Origin of the sequence: Hoylesella oralis ATCC 33269, assembly GCF_000185145.2 — a bacterium.
In the GTDB taxonomy this organism is placed as follows: domain Bacteria; phylum Bacteroidota; class Bacteroidia; order Bacteroidales; family Bacteroidaceae; genus Prevotella; species Prevotella phocaeensis.
Genome location: NZ_GL833119.1, coordinates 1,657,667 through 1,676,855, shown reverse-complemented (window position 1 = coordinate 1,676,855; position 19,189 = coordinate 1,657,667). Strand labels below are relative to the sequence as shown.

Genomic DNA, 19,189 nt, shown 5'->3' with positions numbered 1-19,189 from the left:
TTTTACTTCACGACTACCTTACGGCCGTTCACGATATACACGCCTGCGGGCAGCTGGTGGCGTGCGGCGTCGTCGAGGCGGTCGGCCACGCGGCGGCCCTGCAGGTCATACACCGGACCGTCCTTCGTGCCTGCCGCATCGTCCGTCATGCCGTCGATGCCGGTGGTCTCGCCGTCGATGATGATGGAGAGTTCCTTGGCGCCCGAGGCTTTCGGACAAATGATGTAGGCGCGGTAAGCGGGAACCGTGGCGTCGGAGTGCTCGGTCGTTACCTTGTGGAACAGGCCGTCGTCCTGCAGGATGTAGGCGTTGGCGGCTGCTGCGGTGGCGTTGTCCACGCCGTCTACCGTACCCGTGATGCTGTGGCCCGTGCCGGTGGTGGTCTTCAGATTGTCGTCATGGAAAGCTTTCACCTGCAGGTTCGTGCCGCCGAGCTGCGGCGTGCCGTTGGCCGTGATGTAATACGGCCGGTATGCCTCGAGCTTGTCGTTCACAGGCTTGAAGTAGACTTTGCTTCCTTGGCCGCCCGAGAGGGTGTGGACATCGAAACTTCCGTTACGAGGCAGCTCGTAGGGCAGGCACACCGTGGCGTTGTTCTTGCTGCTGAAGGGGCGCTCGTAGGTAGCCTTGACGGCAAGGAAGTCGAGCCCGATGGGCAGCGGTGTGCCGTCGGTGAGGCGGAAGTCTTCGCACGTCCAGCGGCTGTTCGCCTCGTCGTAGTAAACGTAGTTGGTCCTGCTCTTGTCGGGCGCGTGGTAGAGGTTGGGCATTTCGCCCAGCACCTGTGCCCAATGGCAAACGTCGGTGCGGTTGTTCTGCAGGAGCTTGGTTATCTCGCCGCTCTTGAGCTGCTTCTCGGTTACCTGCGTGCCCTGTGGCGTTTCGCCGCATTTGTTGAGGTGGTAGCAGTTGTTCAGGGTGGTGTACTTCTCGGGAGCAAAGGTTCTTAAAGGTCCGTACAATTGGGTAACATTGCCTGCGCCGAGGTAGAGGCAGTTGTTCAGCGTAACTGGTTTTGTTGTAGGCTCGTTCTTATAATCAAGAGAATATATAAACCCGGACATCGTAAGTCGGGCCCAGTCAGACGGGCGGAAAAATACTTTGACGAGGCAGTCGGTCATGGTAATCGAGGCGTTATATCCAGAGTAAATCATGCCGGCGCCATATCCCCTGTTGTCAAGTGTGATCACGCCATTAGTAACGCATTTGGTCATGGTAAGACTACCTCCTAATATCTCGCAAACCATGCCGCCAACATCGCCATCTTTAATCGTTAGACGCATATCGGTGATGCAGTTGGTGATAGTGGTATTGCCGTCCGCATTGCTAATCAATCCGCCAAAGATACCTCTATCCATTTCAGAATTTATGTTTCCTGTAACGCACAGGTTCTTGATGGTGGCGTTGTTCACACTTTGGAAGGGGGCTATCTTGTAGCCTTCTTTTGGATACCAGCTGACATTGAGCGTATGCCCCTGCCCGTCGAAGGTGCCGGTGTAGGGTCTGCCGGAACCGACGATGGCATAGCTGTACTCATTATTGCCCACCATCGCGATGTCCGTGCCGAGGTTGATGTCGGCAGTCATCTTGGCATCGAGATTAGTCTGTCCGTCCTTCACGAGTTCGCAGAACTCTTTCCATTCTTCCTTCGAACCTATCATGTAACAGTTATTTATGAGTATGGTTACAATCACGGTGCGGTCGGCTGTGATGGGGGTGGAAGTCGTGAATTTGCCTGAGAAAGTGAAATTATAAGTATCTTGAGGGTTGAAGTTGCTGCCCAATATCTCCTTCGCCGTGGGCAGCGAGCCGTAGATACCCTTGCCGCGGTTGGCGTAGCGGGTGGTTCTCACCTGTCCTTTGTAGCTGAACTTCACTTCATACACCATCTTCAAGGGAGCGTTGGTAGGCATCGGCTGCGCGTCGCTGTCGAGATCTTGTCCCCAAATCGTGTATTCCCCCCTGCCGGCCTGCAGCTTATAGGCTACGTAGCCGTTCCTTAGCTGCTCCTTGGTTACCGGCGTGCCCTGTGCCTCACCGCAGGCGTTGAGGTAGTAGCAGTTGTTGAGGGTGGTGCCGGAGAAAGAGTTCGTGCAGAAGGTGTAGCCCCTGGAGCAGTTGTTCTCGCCGGCGTAGAGGCAGTTGGTCAGAGTGCAGGTGCCATACTGATTATTTACAAATCCGGCCATATATCTCTTGCCTTTCTCCGTCGTGGCGTTGAACTTGCCCTTGACGACGCAGTCGGTGATGGTAACCTTGGCATTATGCCATACGCATTCAATCATGCCCGCCGCGTCGCATCCGCTACCGTTATAGGTGCTCGTGATGTTCACTGCGCTGACGCAGCCCGAGATGGTGGTGGTGCCATAGACGTTGCAAATCAATCCTGACAAAAAGTGGGTGTTCGAATTGATCTCTCCTTCGGTGCGCAGGTTCTTGATCGTGGCGCCGTCCACATTTTGGAAAGGAGCTATCCATTTTCTATCGCCGCTATTCCAGTTGATCTTCAGCGCGTGTTCCTGTCCGTCGAAGGTGCCGGAGTAAGATCTGGAAGTACCCACCATCACAATGTCCCCTCCGAGGTTGACGTCGCCGTCGAGGCGGGCGTTGAGATTGGTCATGCCCTTTTCGTTGACGAGTTTGCAGAACAGCTTCCACTCGTCGGCGTCCTTGATGAGCATCGCGCCGTTGCGGTCCCTGCGTATCACATAGAAAGTCTGCGAGAAGGAGGCCGCCTCGTAGTAATCGTTCTGCGCCTGTTTGATGGTGATGGTCACCTCGCCAGCCTTACTGCCACACCTAAGCCTGCCGTCAAATTTGATGACATTGGGATTGCTGCTGGTAACGCTGAATCCCCCATTGTTCGTATTGTAATCTCTGTGACTGCTCGTGTTATGGTTGAACAACTCGAATATGCCGTAATCATCGCCGCAGGAAATCAGGTTGACCTCATTTTTCTTACTGAAGGTTACCTTGTCGCGCATCACGTTGATAGTAGTGCTACCCTCCGATTTGGCATATGTGCCATTGGCAAGGTAAGTGACGGTGAAGACTCCCTTTCCGGGGCGCATAATATGTAACTTACCCCCATCGAGGACTTTCGCGATAGTGCCATTATTCTCCAGAGAGTACCGGACATTGCCGGTGTGCCCATTGGAGATGATTTCGGGCGTTATCCAACCCGACATGGAGTATACATTATACTGTGAATGCTTAAATCCCACGCTGACGGCCTTTACATAATCTATCTCGTACACCGCGAACTCCACGTCGTTTATCGCTTCTATCCTAATGTCTTGGCTGGGCGCGTCCCAGCAGCTGATATTTAGTGATTTTTCATGAGTTTCGTCACTGGATCCATAATAAGTTTTCTTATAGCGATTGTCATCCACGCAGTTGATGTAGGTTGGGTTCTCCAGCTGTTCGCGGATGCGAAAACCGCGCACCCGCCAGCCATCCTTACAGCTGATGGTAACGGAAGAACCATTTTTCATCACCCAGTTGCGGTTGGCAGCCGTCAATGCCGGCCCGGTCTTGCAGTCGCTCCACGTGACGGTAACAATACCGTCGGCGGACGTACGTGTGCCCTCTACTTCGCGTTTCTTTCGGTCGCGTGCCTTCCATGTTTCGGATTTGCTCCACGCCGGCGCGGCCAGCAAGAAGACTAATAGAAAGAGGCAGAGCCTCTGAATTGTAATTAAATGTTTCATGTTAAATTGAAATTAAAATTTAAATAATTAAACATTGAGTTTGAAATTAAAGTTTGAAATGAATCATTAAGATTGAATTTGAAATTAAACCATAAGCGTTGCGTTTTGAAATTTGAAGTTTGAAAATAATTATTTGTTATGATTTGTCCCGATTTGTAGGATTTCTGCCCGCAGGGCACTCCCTCAGTCGGCTTCGCCGAGAAATCCCCCAAATCTTTCCAAATCATTCCAAATCCTCCAATTTTTATCATTATCTATTTCTTTTCTATTTGTTCAATTTGTCCAGATTTGTAGAATTTCTGTGCCGTGAGGCACACTCTTTCAGTCAGCTTCGCCGAGACGAGTTGATGAGCCGACAGGTGAATACTGCCAATCTGAATGATTTTACCTTCGTTTGCCATAATAAATTCTTTTTTTTGATTAAATGATTAAAACATATTTCTTGTTTTTCGTCCCGTCGTTTGCCGTGGCGTTTGCAGAGGTTCTGCAAGTCTGCCGTCGTTTGCCGTGGCGTTTGCAGAGGTTCTGCATTTAACATCCGTTATACTTTGGCGTTTGCAGAGGTTCTGCAAGCCTCTCGGCATTTGTCGGGATGTGTTCCCCGAGCCCGGCAAGCCTGCCGTCGTTTGTCGTTTTCACCTTATTATATATATATATAGGGTTGCGGGTTATCGGGGGCGCGCCCGTTTCCGGTTGGAGCGGAACATGATAAATCACGCCCCTGCGCCGCGCCCCCGATGAAAAGATATTTTACTTCACGACTACCTTCCGTCCTCCCACGATATACACGCCCGCGGGCAGTTGGTGGCGTGCGGCGTCGTCAAGACGGTCGGCCACGCGGCGGCCTTGCAGGTCATACACCGGACCGTTCTTCATGTCCGTCGCACCGTCCGTCGTTACGCCATCGATGCCGGTGGTCTCGTCGTCGAAGATGATGGAGAGTTGCTTGGCACCCGAGCCCTTAGGACAAGTGATATAGGCATGATAAGCGGGAACCATGGCGGCGGTGTTGCCGGCTGTTACCTTGTGGAACAGGCCGTCGGGCTGTAAGATGTAGGCGTTGGCGGCGGCAGCGGAAGCGTTGTCCACGCCGTCTACCGTGCCTGTCATGCTGTGGCCCGTGCCGACGGTGGTCTTTAGGGCGTCGGCTTTGAATGCTTTCACCTCTATGTTCGTGCCGCCGAGCTGCAGCGTGCCGTTGGCTGTGAGCAGATACGGCTTATAGGCCTCGAGCTTATCGTTCACTTCATTGAAGTAGACTTTGCTTCCTTGGCCGCCCGAGAGGATGTATGCCTTGAAACCGCTGACGGGCAGCTCGTAAGGCAGACAGAGAGTGCCCTTTTCCGCGGTGAAGTCGCGCTCGTAGGTGGCGTTGGCAGCAGTAAAGTCGATGCCGATGGGCAGTGGCTTTTCGTCGGTGAGCACGAAGTTGTCGCACATCCAGTCGTTGTTCACCTTATTATAATATACATAGTTGGCCTTTGCCTTGTCGGCTTCGCTGTAAGGACTCGGCGTCTCGCCCAGCACCTGTGCCCAGTAGCTGTTGTCCTTGCGGTCGCCCTGCAGCATCTTGGCCACCTCGCCGTTCTTGAGCTGCTTCTCAGTTATCTGTATGCCTTGTTTGTTGCAGCAGGGGTTGAGGTAGTAGCAGTTGTTGAGGATGGGGTTCGGAGCGAATGTGTAGCCGCCTTTGCTGGCGTTGTTCGTGCCTGCGTAGAGGCAGTTGTTCAGGGTGCATTTGCCAAACTGCTTAGATACAAATACGCCCATATATTCCCTGCCTTTGTCCGTCGTGGCGTTGAGCGTTCCCTTTACGAGACAGTCGTTAAATGTAACCCAACCACTGTTGTATATTCTACGAATCATGCTCGACGCATAGCAAAAGTCATCGGCATAGCTGCTCGTGATATTCACATCGCTGACGCAGTTGGAGATGGTGGTTGTGCCGGACACGCCATAAGCTAATCCGGAAATCCAGCAACTTCCAGATGTGATCTTCCCTTTGACGTGCAGGTTGCGTATGGTGGCGTCCCTCACATACTTGAAGGGGGCTATGTCGTCTGAACTGGGATGCCAGTCGATAGAGAGCGTGTGTCCCTGTCCGTCGAAGGTGCCGGAATAACGATAAGCGACATTTGTGCCCACCATCACGATTTCCTCGCCGAGGTCGACGTCGGCGGTCATCTTGGCGTTGAGCTTGTCCAGTCCGTTCTTCACGAGGTCGCAGAACTCCTTCCAGTCGTCTTTCGTGGCGATGTTGAAGCAGCTTACTGCCACGGTTGCAGCCACGGTGCGGTTGGCATCGATGGTGGTGGCGTCCGAGAAGTCGCCGTCGAAGGTGAGCGTATAGGTTTTTCTTGCGTCGTAGTCCGTGCCGAGCAGCTCCTGGGCCGTGGGCAGGCTGGCCACGTGGCCGCCCTTGTTGGCGTAGCGTGAGGCCTTCACCTCGTCGTTGAGGGTGAACTCCACTTTATACACCCGCTTCTCTATCTTGTCGGTGGGCATCGGCTCGTTGTCGCTGCCGAGCGTCTGTCCCCAGAACAGCTCGCTTCTGCCGTTCTGCAACTTATAAGCCACCGCGCCGTTCCGCAGCTGCTCTGCGGTCACCCGGTCGCCCTGTGCATCGCCGCAGGGGTTGAGGTAGTAGCAGTTGGTGATAGTGGCGCGGTTGGCAAAGGTATGGCTTTCGCCGGTGTTGTTGGTCGCATTGTTCTCGCCGAGGTAGAGGCAGTTGTTCATGGTGCAGGCGCCGTTATTAGCATATACAAATCCGCCTATACCTTCCTTGCCTTTTTCGGTGGTGGCGTCGATCTTGCCTTTGACGAGGCAGTCGGTGATGTTGACGCTGCCCTTGCTGCCTATATAGGAAATCAATCCTCCTGCTCCGCTTCTGTTGGTGGAAAAGGTGCTTGTGATGTTCACATTGCTGACGCAGCCCGTGACGGTGTTTTCGCCATACGCCTCGTCAATCAGTCCTCCTATATACATATGGCTCGACTTGATTGTCCCTTCGGTGCGCAGGTTCTTGATCGTGGCGCCGCTCACTCTTCGGAAGGGGGCGATGTCGCTGGCGGTGGCATTCCAGTTGAGCGTGAGCGTGTGGTTCTGCCCGTCGAAGGTGCCGCCGTAATCTTTATTGTAAGTGCCCACCTGCACGATGTCCCCGCCGAGGTCGACATTCTGCGTCAGCTTGGCGTCGAGCTTGTTCTGTCCGCCGTTCACGAGGTCGCAAAATGCTTTCCAGTCGGCTTTCGATGTGATTTCGTAGCAATCCTTTTCGGTGAGGTTGATGCGCACCTGCTTGTCGCCCGTAACGGTGGTGTTTTCGTTGAAGCCTTCAGCAAAGGCGAGGGTGTAATAATGGTGCTCGTTGTAGCCGGTGCCCAAGAGGTCTTTTGCGGTAAGGGTGGGCAGGCTGACGGTCTTGCCGCTGTTGGCGTAGCGTGAGGCTTTCACCTCGTTGTTGTAGGTGAAGTTCACCTGATATACTTTCTTCGCCGAGTTGTCGAAGGCGATGAGCCGCGGCTCGTTGTTCGTGCCGATGGTCTGTCCCCACACCTGCTCATTTCTGCCCTTTTGCAACTGATAAGCCACCTCGCCGTTCCGCAGCTGCTCTGCGGTTATCTGCGTGCCCTGTGCCTCGCCGCAGGCATCGCGGTAATAACAGTTTTTTGTCTTGGCATTGGGAGTAAAGGTGTAGCTGTTATTGCCGGCGTTGTTCGTGCCGATGTAAAGACAGTTGTTAAGCGTGCACTCGCCGTTGTTGTAGCGGGCAAAACCTGCCCAGCCCTCTTTCGCCGCACTTGTCGAGCCGTTGAACGTGCCCGAAGAAACACAATCGTCGAATGTAACTTTGGCAGAGGTCTTGATGTTTTTTATAAAACCGGCAGAACCGGAACGTTTGTTGGCATTGCATGTAATACTTACCTCGCTCACGCACTTGGAAATGGTGCAAGACGCATACGCCTCGGAGATAAGTCCCGACGCAAACTCGTTTCGGGTGGTGATTTGTCCTTTTGTGCGCAAGTTCATAAACGTGGCGCCTTCCACCAAACTGAATGGCGCGATATTGTCGCCCGTCCAGTTCATCGTGATGCTGTGCCCGTTGCCGTTGAAGGTGCCGGCGTATTTCTGTCCGCTTCTGGTGCCCACCATCGTGATGCTCGTGCCGAGATTGATGTCGGCTTCGAGGTGGGCGTTGAGCGTGTTAAAACCAAGATCGTTCACCGTAAAGGCGAACATATCCCACTCGTTTTTGTCTTTTATCAGAACGGTGTTATTCTCGTCGGTGCGCACCACGATAAATTCCTGTGAGAAAGAATGGGCGTCGTAGTGGTCGGTCTGTTCTTGCCTGAATGTCAGAGTGGCTCTGCCGGTGGTGCCGCCGAACGCAAGATTGCCCGCTTTGGCATCGGTAACGCGAATTATGTCGGAGTTGTTGCTGGTGATGCTGAAACCGGAATTGTTCTTATCAAAATCGGTTTTGCTGGCGGTGAGCGTTTTCACAAAGTCGAAAGCATTGGGCAGAGCGTGCCCGGCGTTGCTGCCCTTGGTGAAGATATGGTTCTCGGTACCTTTAAGATAAAAGGTTACGTTGTCGCGCATGACATTGATCTTCGTGCTGCACTGCGTTTTGCCAAACTTTGCATTGCTGGGGAAAGTGGCGGTGAGGACTCCCGTGCCGGGGTGCTTTAGCTTTAGACTTCCATCCCCGTAGACATCCGCAATATCATTGTTGTTCAGCTTGTACTCGATCGAGCCGCCGTCGTACCCACCCTTGTCGAGGCTGGGCATAAACGACTTCGATACGGTGTATATGTCATAGCTGTCTTTTTCGTATCTCGCCTTGGGTACCTTGACGTAACCCACGATGATGTCGCGCACCTTGAACTTTCCCCATTTGAGAGTACTGTGGGTGCGGATGTAGACTGTCTGTTCCGTGGCATCGTACTGGGTGACGACGATGTTGTTGTTGTCGTCGTTGAGGTTGTTTTGGTTGCCTCCGCTTATACCCGAGTTCGAGATGGAATTCTTCTCGAAGTAATATTGGTAGCCCGGTGAAACGCTGCCGATGCGCTTGATGCCCTCGGGTTTGTCGTAGTCTGCCCCGCCCTCCGTGTCGCGCAGGATAATCCAGCGGATGGCATAGCCGTCGTCGGCCCTTACGTGGATGAAGGCGGAAAATCCCATTTCGTAGATGGCACTGTTGCCTGTTCCGCTGGTGGTCTTGCAGTTGCTGCTGCCGATGCCCATGCCGCTAAACCAGATTTTCACCTTCCCTTTTTGGAGTGTCGGTACCTCCTTGTTCTTGCCGATCTTTTCAACGGTTTCGCGTGAGCGGAAAATCTCATAGCCCTCGCGGTCGTAATTTGTCGCCACTGCCGGCAGTGCCAGCACGAGGACAAACAGGAAGAGGCATAGCCTCTGAATTGTAATAGAATGTTTCATATTAAATTGAAATTGAAAAATTAAATATTGCGTTTTGAAATTTGAAGTTTGAAAATAATTATTTGTTATGATTTGTCTCGATTTGTGAGATTTACTCGCCTGTCGGCTCATCAACACGTCTGTGCCGTGAGGCACACTCCTTGAGTCGGCTTCGAGTCGGCTACGCCGAGAAATCTTCCAAATTCTTTTTCATTTGTATTTATTTGTTCAATACTGTTCGATTTATCCCGATTTGTCCGATTTCTGTGCCGCGAGGCACACTCCTTGAATCGGCTCCGCCGAGACGAGTTGATGAGCCGACAGGCGAGTAAATCCTGCAAATTATTTCAAATCCTTCAATTTTTATCATTATATATATAGGGTTGCGGGTTATCGGGGGCGCGCCCGTTTCCGGATGGGGCGGAACATGATGAATCACTCCCCTGCCGCGCCCCCGATGAAGAGAGATTACTTCACGACTACCTTCCGTCCTCCCACGATATACACGCCTGCGGGCAGCCGGTGGCGTGCGGCGTCGTCGAGGCGGTCGGCCACGCGGCGGCCTTGTAGGTCATACACCGGACCGTCCGTGCCCATAGCGTTGTTCGTCATGCCGTCGATGCCAGTGGTCTCGCCGCCGAGGACGACGGAGATCTCCTTGGCGCCCGAGGCCTTCGGACAAGTGATGTAGGCGCGATAGATGGGCACCACGGCTTCGGGATACTCCGTCGTTACCTTGTGGAACAGGCCGTCGTCCTGCAGGATGTAGGCGTTGGCGGCGGCAGCCGTGGCGTTGTCCACGCCGTCCATCGTGCCCGTGAGGTTGTAACCCTTCGGGGTGGTGGTCTTCAGGTGAGCGTCGTCGTAGGCTTTCACCTGCAGGTTCGTGCCGCCGAGCTGTGGCTCTCCGTCGGCCACGAAGTAATACGGCCGGTAGGCTTCGAGCGTGCCGGTTACTTCCTCGAAGTAGGCCCTGTTGCCTTCGCCGCCCGAGATGGTGTAGCCCTTGAACCCTTGGATGGGCAGCTCGTAGGGCAGGCAGAGGGTGGCGGTGCGCACCTTGGTGAAGGGGCGCTCGTAGGTGGCTTTCGTGGCGAGGAAGTCGATGCCGATGGGCAACAGCTGTCCGTCGGTGAGCACGAAGTTTTCGCACGCCCAGCGACTGTTCGCCGCATCGTAATACACATAGTTCGGCACGTTCTTGTCGGCCGCACGGTAGAGGTCGGGCATGTCGCCCAGCACCTGTGCCCAGTGGCTGTCGTCGGTGCGGCCGGCCTGCAACTTATAGGTCATCACGCCGTTCCGCAGCTCTTTCTCTATGGCCTGCGTGCCCTGTGCTGTGCCGCAGGGGGTGAGGTAGTAGCAGTTGGTGGCGTTGGCGCCCAAGGCGAAGGTGTAGCTGTCCTCGCCGGCGTTGCTTGTGCCGGCGTAGAGGCAGTTGTTCAGCTCGCAGGTGCCGTCTTGCTGACCTACGAAGCCGCCCATTTCTTTCTTGCCGTTCTCCGTCGTGGCGTTGAGCGTTCCCTTGACGAGGCAGTCGGTGAAGGTAACCTTACCGTTATGTATCCATCTGACCATGCCCGATAAGGATTGCGGGGTATTATCGTTATAGATGAGCTCCACATCGCTGACGCAGCCGGAGAAGGTAACATTGCCCTCAATGACGCCTGCCAAACCGGCTATGGGGCCATACTCCGACATGATCTTTCCTTTGACGCGCAGGTTCTTGATGGTGGCGCCGTCGCCCAAAATCCTGAACGGATAGCCTTGGTCATATCCGTTCACAGTCCAGTCGACCGTGAGCGTATGTCCCTGTCCGTCGAACGTGCTGATATAATGAGAGTAAGTACTGCCTACGATCCAGACATCCTTGCCGAGGTCGATGTCGGCCGTCATCTTGGCATTGAGGGCCTGTCCGCTTTCCACGAGGTCGCAGTACGCTTTCCAGTCGCCCTTGGTGGCGATTTCGAAGCTGTCGTTGACGATGAAGGACACTGCCACGGTGCGGTCTTTATCGACGGGGGTGGCGGCAGAGAAGCCTTCGGCGAAGACGAGCCTGTAGGTGTTGGCGGAGCTGTATTCCGCGCCCAAAATTTCCTCCGCGGTGGGCAGGCTGGCGACATGGCTGCCGTTGTTGGCGTAGCACGTGGCCTTCACCTCGCTGTTGAGGGTGAACGCTACTTTGTGCACCCGCTTCTCTATCTTGTCGGTGAGCTGCGGGATGGTGTCCGTTCCGAGCACCTGTCCCCACACGGTTTCGGAGCGCGTGCCCTGCAGCAGATGTGCCATATAGCCGCTCTCGAGCTGCTCCTTGGTTACCGGCGTGCCCTGTGCCTCGCCGCAGGCGTTGAGGTAGTAGCAGTTCTTGAGGTTGGCGTTCTTGCCAAAGGTGTAGCTAAATTCGTTGGTGGCGTTGTTCGTGCCGAGGTAGAGGCAGTTGGTCAGGGTGCAGGTACCAAACTGTTGGTATATAAATCCGGCCATTCCTTGCTTGCCGCTCTGCGTCGTGGCGTCGAACGTTCCCTTGACGACGCAGTCGGTGAACTCAACTCTGGCATCGCTGCGTACATGGTGAACCATGCCCGCCACTCTGCATGGACCATCTTTATAGCTGCTGATGAGAATCACATCGCTGACGCAACCGGAGATGGTGTTTGTGCCAAACGCGGCAAAAATCAATCCGGACAGAAAGCTGCCGCTCGATGTGATCCGCCCTTTGGTGTGCAGGTTGCGGATGGTGGCGCCATTCACATACAGAATGGGGGCTATCCCATCGGCTGATCCGGTATTCCAGTCGATCGTCAGCGTATGTCCCTGTCCGTCGAACGTGCCTCTGTAAACCATGCCGGCCGTTCCCGCCATCACGATGTCCGTGCCGAGGTCGATGTCGGCGGTCATCTTGGCGTTGAGCCCGGTCTCGCCATTTTTCACGCGTTCGCAGAACGCCTGCCAGTCGGCCTTCGAGCCGATGCTGATTTCGTTGCCCTGTGCCCACGCCGGCGTGGTCAGCACGAGGGCAAACAGGAAGAGGCAGAGCCTCTGAATGATGTTTTTCGTTTTCATATTCATTTTGAGATTGAAATTAAACCATTGAGTTTTGAAATTTGAAGTTTGAAAATAATTATTTGTTATGATTTGTTCGATTTGTCCCGAGTTGTGAGATTTACTCGCCTGTCGGTTCATCAACTCGTCTCGGCGAAGCCGACTGAAGGAGTACGCCTCACGGCGTAGACATGTTGATGAACCGACAGGCGAGTAAATCCTAAAAATCTTTCCAAATCCTACAATGTTTATCATTATATATAGGGTTGCGGGTTATCGGGGGCGCGCCCGTTTCCGGGTGGAGCGGAACATGATAAATCACGCCCCTGCGCCTGCCGCGCCCCCGATGAAGAGAGCGGGTTAATTGTCCCACGGCGAGGACGAGGAACGGCTCGTGGTGGTCTGGGCGTCATCCTCGTCGTCGCCAAAGATGTTATCCTTCGACAGGGCCGGCCCCGTTGCGGGATCGTCGTCGTCGCCGATGGGCACGCTGATGGAGCCGGCGAGGATGCAGTTTTCTAACTCGATGAGTTTCGATTTCATTTCTGGTTTGATGTACTTTTTCATTTTGTTTGAATGTTTATAAAGTTGATTTTGAATGTTTATAAAAATGGATTGGTAATTTTCAGTCGGCTACGCCGAGACGAGTTGATGAACCGACAGGCGAGTAAATCCTACAAATCATTCCAAATCCTACAAATTTTATCATTATCTATTTGTCTTATTTGTCCGATTTGTCCCAATTTGTAGAATTTCTGTGCCGTGAGGCACACTCCCTCAGTCGGCTTCGCCGAGAAATCTTCCAAATCTTTCCAAATCCTACAATGTTTATCATTATATATATATTTGTCTTATTTGTCCCGATTTGTAAGATTTCTACGCCGTGAGGCGTACTCTTTCAGTCGGCTTCGCCGAGACGAGTTGATGAACCGACAGGCGAGTAAATCTTCCAAATCTTTCCAAATCCTACAATGTTTATCATTATATATAGGGTTACGGGTTATCGGGGGCGCGCCCGTTTCCGGTTGGAGCGGACCGTGATGGATCACGCGCCTGCCGCGCCCCCGATGAAAAGAGTGTTTTTACTTCACGACTACCTTACGGCCGTTCACGATGTAGACGCCTGCGGGCAGCTGGTGGCGTGCGGCGTCGTCGAGACGGTCGGCCACGCGGCGGCCCTGCAGGTCATATACCGGACCGTCTGCCGTGTCTGCCGTGCCTGCTGCGTCGTTTGTAACACCATCGATGCCCGTGGTGATGGTTACGGTTACATTCACCGTTTTGTCGCCGGTGATGGCGGTCGTCTCCGAGAAGCCGCCGTCAAAGGCGAGCGCATAGGTTTGGTTCGCGTCATACGCCGCACCAAGTACCTCCTTAGCTGTGGGCAGCTGTACTTTTCCGCCCTTGTTGGCATAGCGCACGGCTACCTCGTTGCCTTTGTAGGTGAATGCAACCTTGTAGACATGCTTCTCCTCCTTGTCGGTGAGCAGCGGTTCGTTGTCGCTGCCGAGCTTTTGCCCCCACACCCGCTCGCTTCTGCCGTTCTGCAAGCGGTAAGCCACTTCGCCGCTTGCAATCTGCTCGCTGCCTACATGCACGCCCCGCTCTTCGCCGCAGGCATCGCGGTAATAACAATTCTTTATCTTGGCATTGGGAGCAAAGGTGTAGCTGTTATTGCCGGCGTTGTTCGTGCCTGTGTAAAGACAGTTGTTAAGCGTGCACTCGCCATTATTGTAGCGGGCAAAACCTGCCCAACCCTCTTTCGCCGCACTTGTCAAGCCGTTGAACGTGCCCGAAGAAACACAATCGTCGAACGTAACATTGGCAGAGGTCTTGATGTTTTTTATAAAACCGGCAGAACCGGAACGATTGTTAGCATCGCATCTGATGTTTACCTCGCTCACGCAGTTGGAAATGGTGCAAGACACATACGCCTCGGAGATAAGTCCCGACGCAAACTCGTTGCGGGTGGTGATTTGTCCTTTTGTGCGCAAGTTCATAAACGTGGCGCCTTCCACCAAACTGAATGGCGCGATATTGTCGCCCGTCCAGTTCATCGTGATGCTGTGCCCGTTGCCGTTGAAGGTGCCGGCATATTTCTGTCCGCCTCTGGTGCCCACCATCGTGATGCTCGTGCCGAGATTGATGTCGGCATCGAGGCGGGCGTTGAGCGCGTTAAGACCAACTTCGTTCACCATAAAGGCGAACATTTCCCACTCGTTTTTGTCTTTTATCAGAACGGTGTTATTCTCGTCGGTGCGCACAACGATAAATTCCTGTGAGAAAGAATGGGCATCGTAGCGGTCGGTCTGTTCTTGCTTAAATGTTAGAGTGGCTCTGCCGGTGGTGCCGCCGAACGCAAGATTGCCCGCTTTGGCATCGGTAACGCGAATTATGTCGGGGTTGTTGCTGGTGATGCTGAAACCGGAATTGTTCTTATCAAAATCGGTTTTGCTGGCGGTGAGCGTTTTCACAAAGTCGAAAGCATTGGGCAGAGCGTGCCCGGCGTTACTGCCCTTGCTTAAGATAATATTCTCGACACCGTTAAGATAAAAGGTTACGTTGTCGCGCTTAACAAAAATCTTCGTGCTGCACTCGTCTTTGGCATAAGCTATGGTGGCGTCAATCGTTACGTTTATTGTCGATGTGCCTACGCTTTTCGGCGTAATCGTTCCGTCACTTTTCACCTCTGCCACATTTGTGTCACTGCTTCTGTAATGCCGCTTGCCGGGATGTCCGTTCAGCACGATGCCGGCTTTAAATGGGTTCGACGTTACATACGTAAGGTATTCGTTCTTAAAAAATCTTGCGTTGGCTTCGTCCACGTATCTTACTCTGATAAAACGAAACTCGCAATTCTTTTTGCTGCTCGAGTTCTTGCATAAAACCGAGGCTGACGGCGCATCCCAGCTGTAAAGTTTGCGATAATACAACTTCGTTTCATCGTGAGTGGCTTCATAACCGTTGGTGCCGCTGGTAAGATAAACTCCCTTGCTTTCATTGTCTATGCAGTATATCTCACGTATGCGATAGCCGGGGGCTACGCTCACGGTCATTGTGCCGCCGCCTTTAAGGCGGAAGCGGCGCTTGCTTGATATAAGATGACTTGAAATCTCCGATTTCGTAAACTCGATCGTAACGACATCTCTTTTAATCCTCGTGATGTCGTTGCCTCGTTTATAGTCTAAGGCATCGAATTTCACTTCTTGCGCCCACGCTGCGCAGTTAAGCGCGGCGAGTATCAGGAAGAAGCAGAACCTCTGAATAACGTTTGTTGTTTTCATATTAAATTAAAATTGAAATTAAAAAATTAAATATTCTTTTGGTTATCGGGGAGCGTGGCGTAGTTACTACGTTTTCCGGAAGACTTCCTTGTATGTTTCTGTCTGTCCCCGGTTACGTCGTACAAGATGGTTGATCGTGTCTTTGGAAAGGGAATCCAAAAGATGCTTGTGGGCCAAGCCGTCGAACGGTTCTTCAAAAGGACGGAGATAAGACAGCTTTTCCTTTCGCATGGTGATTTCGATGAACTTTTTATCCATCTCAAGTGAAAAGCCAATGATGATCTCGTCTTGTTCATTTTTTAAGATATATACCCAACAGGTCTTCTTCATCTTTGCTATTTATTAGTTTTGTTGCAAAGTTATCAAACGAAGAACGATGGGGTGTTTCATGGTTGTAAAAAGATGTGTCATATTTGTAATTCGTAAAGAATGGGCAAGTTTCTTTACGACATGTCATCGGGCGGGTCCTTTCGGTTGTTCTTTTTCTCTCTGGAAATAGATTTATATTCAGAAGGCGACATTCCGTAGAAAGCGCGGAAGCAGCGGTTGAATGTGGCTCGGGAATTAAATCCTGACATATATTCTACCTCGTTGATGTTCAAGTCTGGATTGTTGGTGAGCAGCGAAGCCGCGTGCCGCAGCCGGTAGCCGTTGATAAACTCGCTGATGGTGGCTCCGTCGGCATACTTGCGCACGGCATTGGTGATATAGACGGCATTTGTTCCAATCTGCTTTGACAGAATATCGCGGTTCAACTCCGTGTTTTTATAGATTTTCTCATTCTGCATCAGATCGCATAACTGGCGGTAGATTTTCCCCTCGCGGTCAAGCTCCTCTTCCGGAACAAGCCTTGCGGCGGTCTCCATATCGCTTTCTGCCTTGCGGTATAATAGAATGGAGTCGTACAAAGCCCTGTTTTTGCGGCGCAAGCGTCGGGTGTAGATGATGTACAGGATAACGGCAACAAGCAATAATGCCACGATGATGAGCGAGAGATACAGGCGCGTGGTGATAACCTCGTTGCGGAGCATGAGCTTGTCCACCTCGAAGATGGTGCGCAGTTCGTCGAGCTGATTGGCAAGCTCGGTATTGCGCAGTTTGTCCTTGTGTGGGATGACGACTCTGTACATTTCTGCCGCTTCCTTGTACCGCCCTGCCTCCGTGTATAAATCAGCTTGCTGCATCTGCACGGTGAGCAAGCTGACGGAGTCGCCGGCGGCAGTCATGATGCCCATGTTCTCGTTGTTGCAGGCAATCGCGCGGTCGTACTGTTTTGTGGCTGCATAGTAGCGGGCTTTCACTTGAAGGAGTTTGAAGCGGGCGACGGACTTGCGCCCTTCGGCATATTTCTCAGCCAGCTGCAGCAATCCCTTTGCCCGGTCGTAATGCCCCGTCTCTAATTCTGCAATGGCAGCCGCCAGCGTGCAGTAGAGATAGCGTCCGTTGAGTAACGGCGTGTTACCTTTCTTCAGAGCTTCCTGCTTGTATTTGTCGATGACCGCTTTCCATTCTGCGCTTTTCACTCTTAGCTTTTCATATTTTCCGAGTCCGTCGAGTATTTCGCCCAAAACGTTATAGGCAGAGAGCAATTGAGAAATCTCATCTTCTGTGGAGAGGGCGGCTATACTTTCCTCAATGGTCTTTTCCGCTTCCTTGAAACGCCCCATTGTCTGGTAGATACATGCCAAGCCATAGGTGGAAGTGCCCAAGCCATAGTTGCTCTTTCTTCTTCGCGCATCGGCATACATTTTTTGGGCTTCGAGCAATGCGGTCTGCACTTTGTCTTCGTAGAGATAACTTTCTATCAGCACGTTCCACGCATTGTAGTAATAATCCCATGTCCCGTTCTTTTTCATGGCACTGAGAACTTCGGGCAAATAGTGTTTTATGCTGTCGGTCATCTCGTAGTTGTAATAACAATACAGCTGGGTGACGCGTGCCTGGGCTTCTGCCTCCTTGTCTTTTTGTCGTAAGGCTTCGGCAAGATATTCACGGATACAGCGTAATTCATAGTTCATGTTATCTTCAGCGGCTGCTAACCGGCAAAGATATCTGTAAGCCTGTAAAAGTTGTTCTCCTTTGAGATGCTTCATCTCTGTCCGCACGGAATCAGTCGGAGTGGTGGCACACATTCTTCCCACGGAGAGTGTAATGATAAACAGCAATGTGATAAAATGTTTCATTTTCAGTATATTTTCAGTTTTTCAGATTCATAGATGTAACAGGTTTATTGCCCTTTTCCCCCTAAAGTATATCCCTCAGGTTGTAGCAACGACAGCCCTGTTTGAGCTGTTTTCCACCCCTGCCGGCGCCACCAGCATCAGGACAAAGAGGAAGAGACAGAGCCTCCGAATGAGGTCTGTTGTTTTCATTTGACATAATCTCGTTCACTTTATGAATAACTTTTTTGGCTGATTATGAATTAAAAATATTTCTATGTTCTTGTTTTCTCATATCACATTCCTGTCTGCTGAATTTCGCATGTCGGACGGTTCGCTTCCGTGCTATTCCGCAAGGAATATTTCTGCGAGAACAGCAAAAGACTATACAAAAATAACAAAAAGCGAGTTGTGAATTTGAACTTTTTAGTAGAAAGGCTATTTTAAAGGCGTCATCGCACCCTAAATACCTTAATATCCCCTTAAAAACACTTAATAAAAAGATTGGAGAAAAGAGAATAAAAATGTATCTTTGCAGTCGTTATAAAAAGTAAAACGACAACAATGATCACTCATTACCTCAGTGAAAAAGTTTCGGCCTTCCTGCGGTCGCGTGCCGAAAACACCATCGAGCGGCACCGCATTATCGTATATTTGCTGCACTCCGTTCTCGTTGTTACCGTCATCTCTTTGCAGTTCATGGGGCTTGGAGGTTCGCAGGAAGAGGTGCCACAGACGATGAGCGGCATCCATCTGGCGGCGTGCCTCCTTTCGCTTTCGCTCTACCTCACGCGGCGGTTAACGCTTTCCAAGGCTTTCTCGCTCGTGGCGCTCGTGGCGCAGTGCACCATCGCCGTGCGCTTCTTTTATTTCGCTACGGTGCGCCCCGACTATTTTCTGCAGCTCATCCTTATCAATCAGATAACATCGCTGCTGGCGATCTTCTTCCTTGTGATGAGCTTTGTCCGATTCACCCCCTTCGTCGTCTCCATCATCAGCGTGACCAGCTACGGTTGTATAGCCTCTTATCTTCACGAGCCTGCGCTTTGGCAACTGTTCGGTTTCTTCCTTTTCGTGCAGTTTTTCCTTTGTGTGCTGGGCGAACTGCTGCAGCACAATGTGATGAGCGTGTCGAAAGAGAATACCGACCTGCACCACCGTGAGACGGCATTGATGCACGCCGTCAGGCTGAACAAACGGGAGATAGAGGCCTATCTGCGCATGAGCAGCAACGACCACCCGTCGCCCGAGGACACCGACCGCCTGTTTTCCATGCTCAAGCCGAAATCGCAACGCAACCTCGTCAACGCCGTGCGCCTGCATCTGAAGAACCACTTGATGGACGACTGCGACCTCGCCCAACTTTTCCCTTGTCTTACTAAATCGGAAACGGATGTGTGCCGTCTCATCCTCGCTGGGAAGAAGCGGGGCGAAATCAGCCTACTGCTCGATAAAACGGAGAACAACATCGATGTAACGCGCAACCACATCCGCAGGAAGTTGAATGTGCCGCAGAAGGAAGACCTCAGGCAACACCTCGTGGCACTGCTGGTGGAGAGGCAGTAGT

At 52.3% G+C, this 19,189-nt stretch carries 9 protein-coding genes; 1 reads left to right on the top strand and 8 read right to left on the bottom strand.

All coding sequences use genetic code 11. The annotated features are described in order from the left end of the window. Positions 1 to 2: 2 nt before the first annotated feature. The 8 genes from HMPREF0663_RS12345 to HMPREF0663_RS09360 form a co-directional block, all read right to left on the bottom strand. Positions 3 to 3,710, bottom strand: coding sequence for a hypothetical protein (locus HMPREF0663_RS12345; protein WP_004370256.1), 3,708 nt, complete (start codon positions 3,708 to 3,710; stop codon positions 3 to 5). 254 nt (positions 3,711 to 3,964) lie between these two features. Further along, entirely contained in the window at positions 3,965 to 4,111 is a 147-nt protein-coding gene (locus HMPREF0663_RS12210) for a hypothetical protein (protein WP_016665164.1), read from the bottom strand. A 349-nt stretch (positions 4,112 to 4,460) separates the two neighbouring features. After that, the gene (locus HMPREF0663_RS09385) at positions 4,461 to 9,269 is read right to left on the bottom strand and encodes a hypothetical protein (RefSeq protein WP_004370252.1); all 4,809 of its coding nucleotides are present in this window, start codon (positions 9,267 to 9,269) and stop codon (positions 4,461 to 4,463) included. Positions 9,270 to 9,605: 336 nt separating this feature from the next. Beyond that, positions 9,606 to 12,206 carry a hypothetical protein gene (locus tag HMPREF0663_RS09380; RefSeq protein WP_016665167.1) on the bottom strand — a complete coding sequence of 867 codons (2,601 nt, stop codon included), beginning with the start codon at positions 12,204 to 12,206 and terminating at the stop codon, positions 9,606 to 9,608. A gap of 333 nt (positions 12,207 to 12,539) precedes the next feature. After that, entirely contained in the window at positions 12,540 to 12,746 is a 207-nt protein-coding gene (locus HMPREF0663_RS09375) for a hypothetical protein (RefSeq protein ID WP_004370250.1), read from the bottom strand. A gap of 515 nt (positions 12,747 to 13,261) precedes the next feature. Continuing rightward, positions 13,262 to 15,463 carry a hypothetical protein gene (locus HMPREF0663_RS09370; RefSeq protein WP_004370249.1) on the bottom strand — a complete coding sequence of 734 codons (2,202 nt, stop codon included), beginning with the start codon at positions 15,461 to 15,463 and terminating at the stop codon, positions 13,262 to 13,264. Positions 15,464 to 15,529: 66 nt separating this feature from the next. Further along, positions 15,530 to 15,793, bottom strand: coding sequence for a hypothetical protein (locus tag HMPREF0663_RS09365; protein ID WP_004370248.1), 264 nt, complete (start codon positions 15,791 to 15,793; stop codon positions 15,530 to 15,532). Positions 15,794 to 15,906: 113 nt separating this feature from the next. Beyond that, on the bottom strand, positions 15,907 to 17,646 hold the full coding sequence (locus tag HMPREF0663_RS09360) for a helix-turn-helix domain-containing protein (RefSeq protein WP_004370246.1): 1,740 nt from the start codon (positions 17,644 to 17,646) through the stop codon (positions 15,907 to 15,909). A gap of 540 nt (positions 17,647 to 18,186) precedes the next feature. Here HMPREF0663_RS09360 and HMPREF0663_RS09355 point away from each other — a divergent pair. Further along, positions 18,187 to 19,188, top strand: a complete 1,002-nt coding sequence (locus HMPREF0663_RS09355) for a helix-turn-helix transcriptional regulator (protein ID WP_004370242.1) — start codon at positions 18,187 to 18,189, stop codon at positions 19,186 to 19,188. The last annotated feature ends 1 nt before the right edge of the window (position 19,189 follow it).

Excerpts from the sequence above, each read along its gene's own strand:
- HMPREF0663_RS12345 (WP_004370256.1), bottom strand. The coding sequence starts at position 3,710 with ATGAAACATTTAATTACAATTCAGAGGCTCTGCCTCTTTCTATTAGTC.
- HMPREF0663_RS12210 (WP_016665164.1), bottom strand. The coding sequence starts at position 4,111 with ATGGCAAACGAAGGTAAAATCATTCAGATTGGCAGTATTCACCTGTCG.
- HMPREF0663_RS09385 (WP_004370252.1), bottom strand. The coding sequence starts at position 9,269 with ATGAGCCGACAGGCGAGTAAATCTCACAAATCGAGACAAATCATAACA.
- HMPREF0663_RS09380 (WP_016665167.1), bottom strand. The coding sequence starts at position 12,206 with ATGAATATGAAAACGAAAAACATCATTCAGAGGCTCTGCCTCTTCCTG.
- HMPREF0663_RS09375 (WP_004370250.1), bottom strand. The coding sequence starts at position 12,746 with ATGAAAAAGTACATCAAACCAGAAATGAAATCGAAACTCATCGAGTTA.
- HMPREF0663_RS09370 (WP_004370249.1), bottom strand. The coding sequence starts at position 15,463 with ATGAAAACAACAAACGTTATTCAGAGGTTCTGCTTCTTCCTGATACTC.
- HMPREF0663_RS09365 (WP_004370248.1), bottom strand. The coding sequence starts at position 15,793 with ATGAAGAAGACCTGTTGGGTATATATCTTAAAAAATGAACAAGACGAG.
- HMPREF0663_RS09360 (WP_004370246.1), bottom strand. The coding sequence starts at position 17,646 with ATGAAACATTTTATCACATTGCTGTTTATCATTACACTCTCCGTGGGA.
- HMPREF0663_RS09355 (WP_004370242.1), top strand. The coding sequence starts at position 18,187 with ATGATCACTCATTACCTCAGTGAAAAAGTTTCGGCCTTCCTGCGGTCG.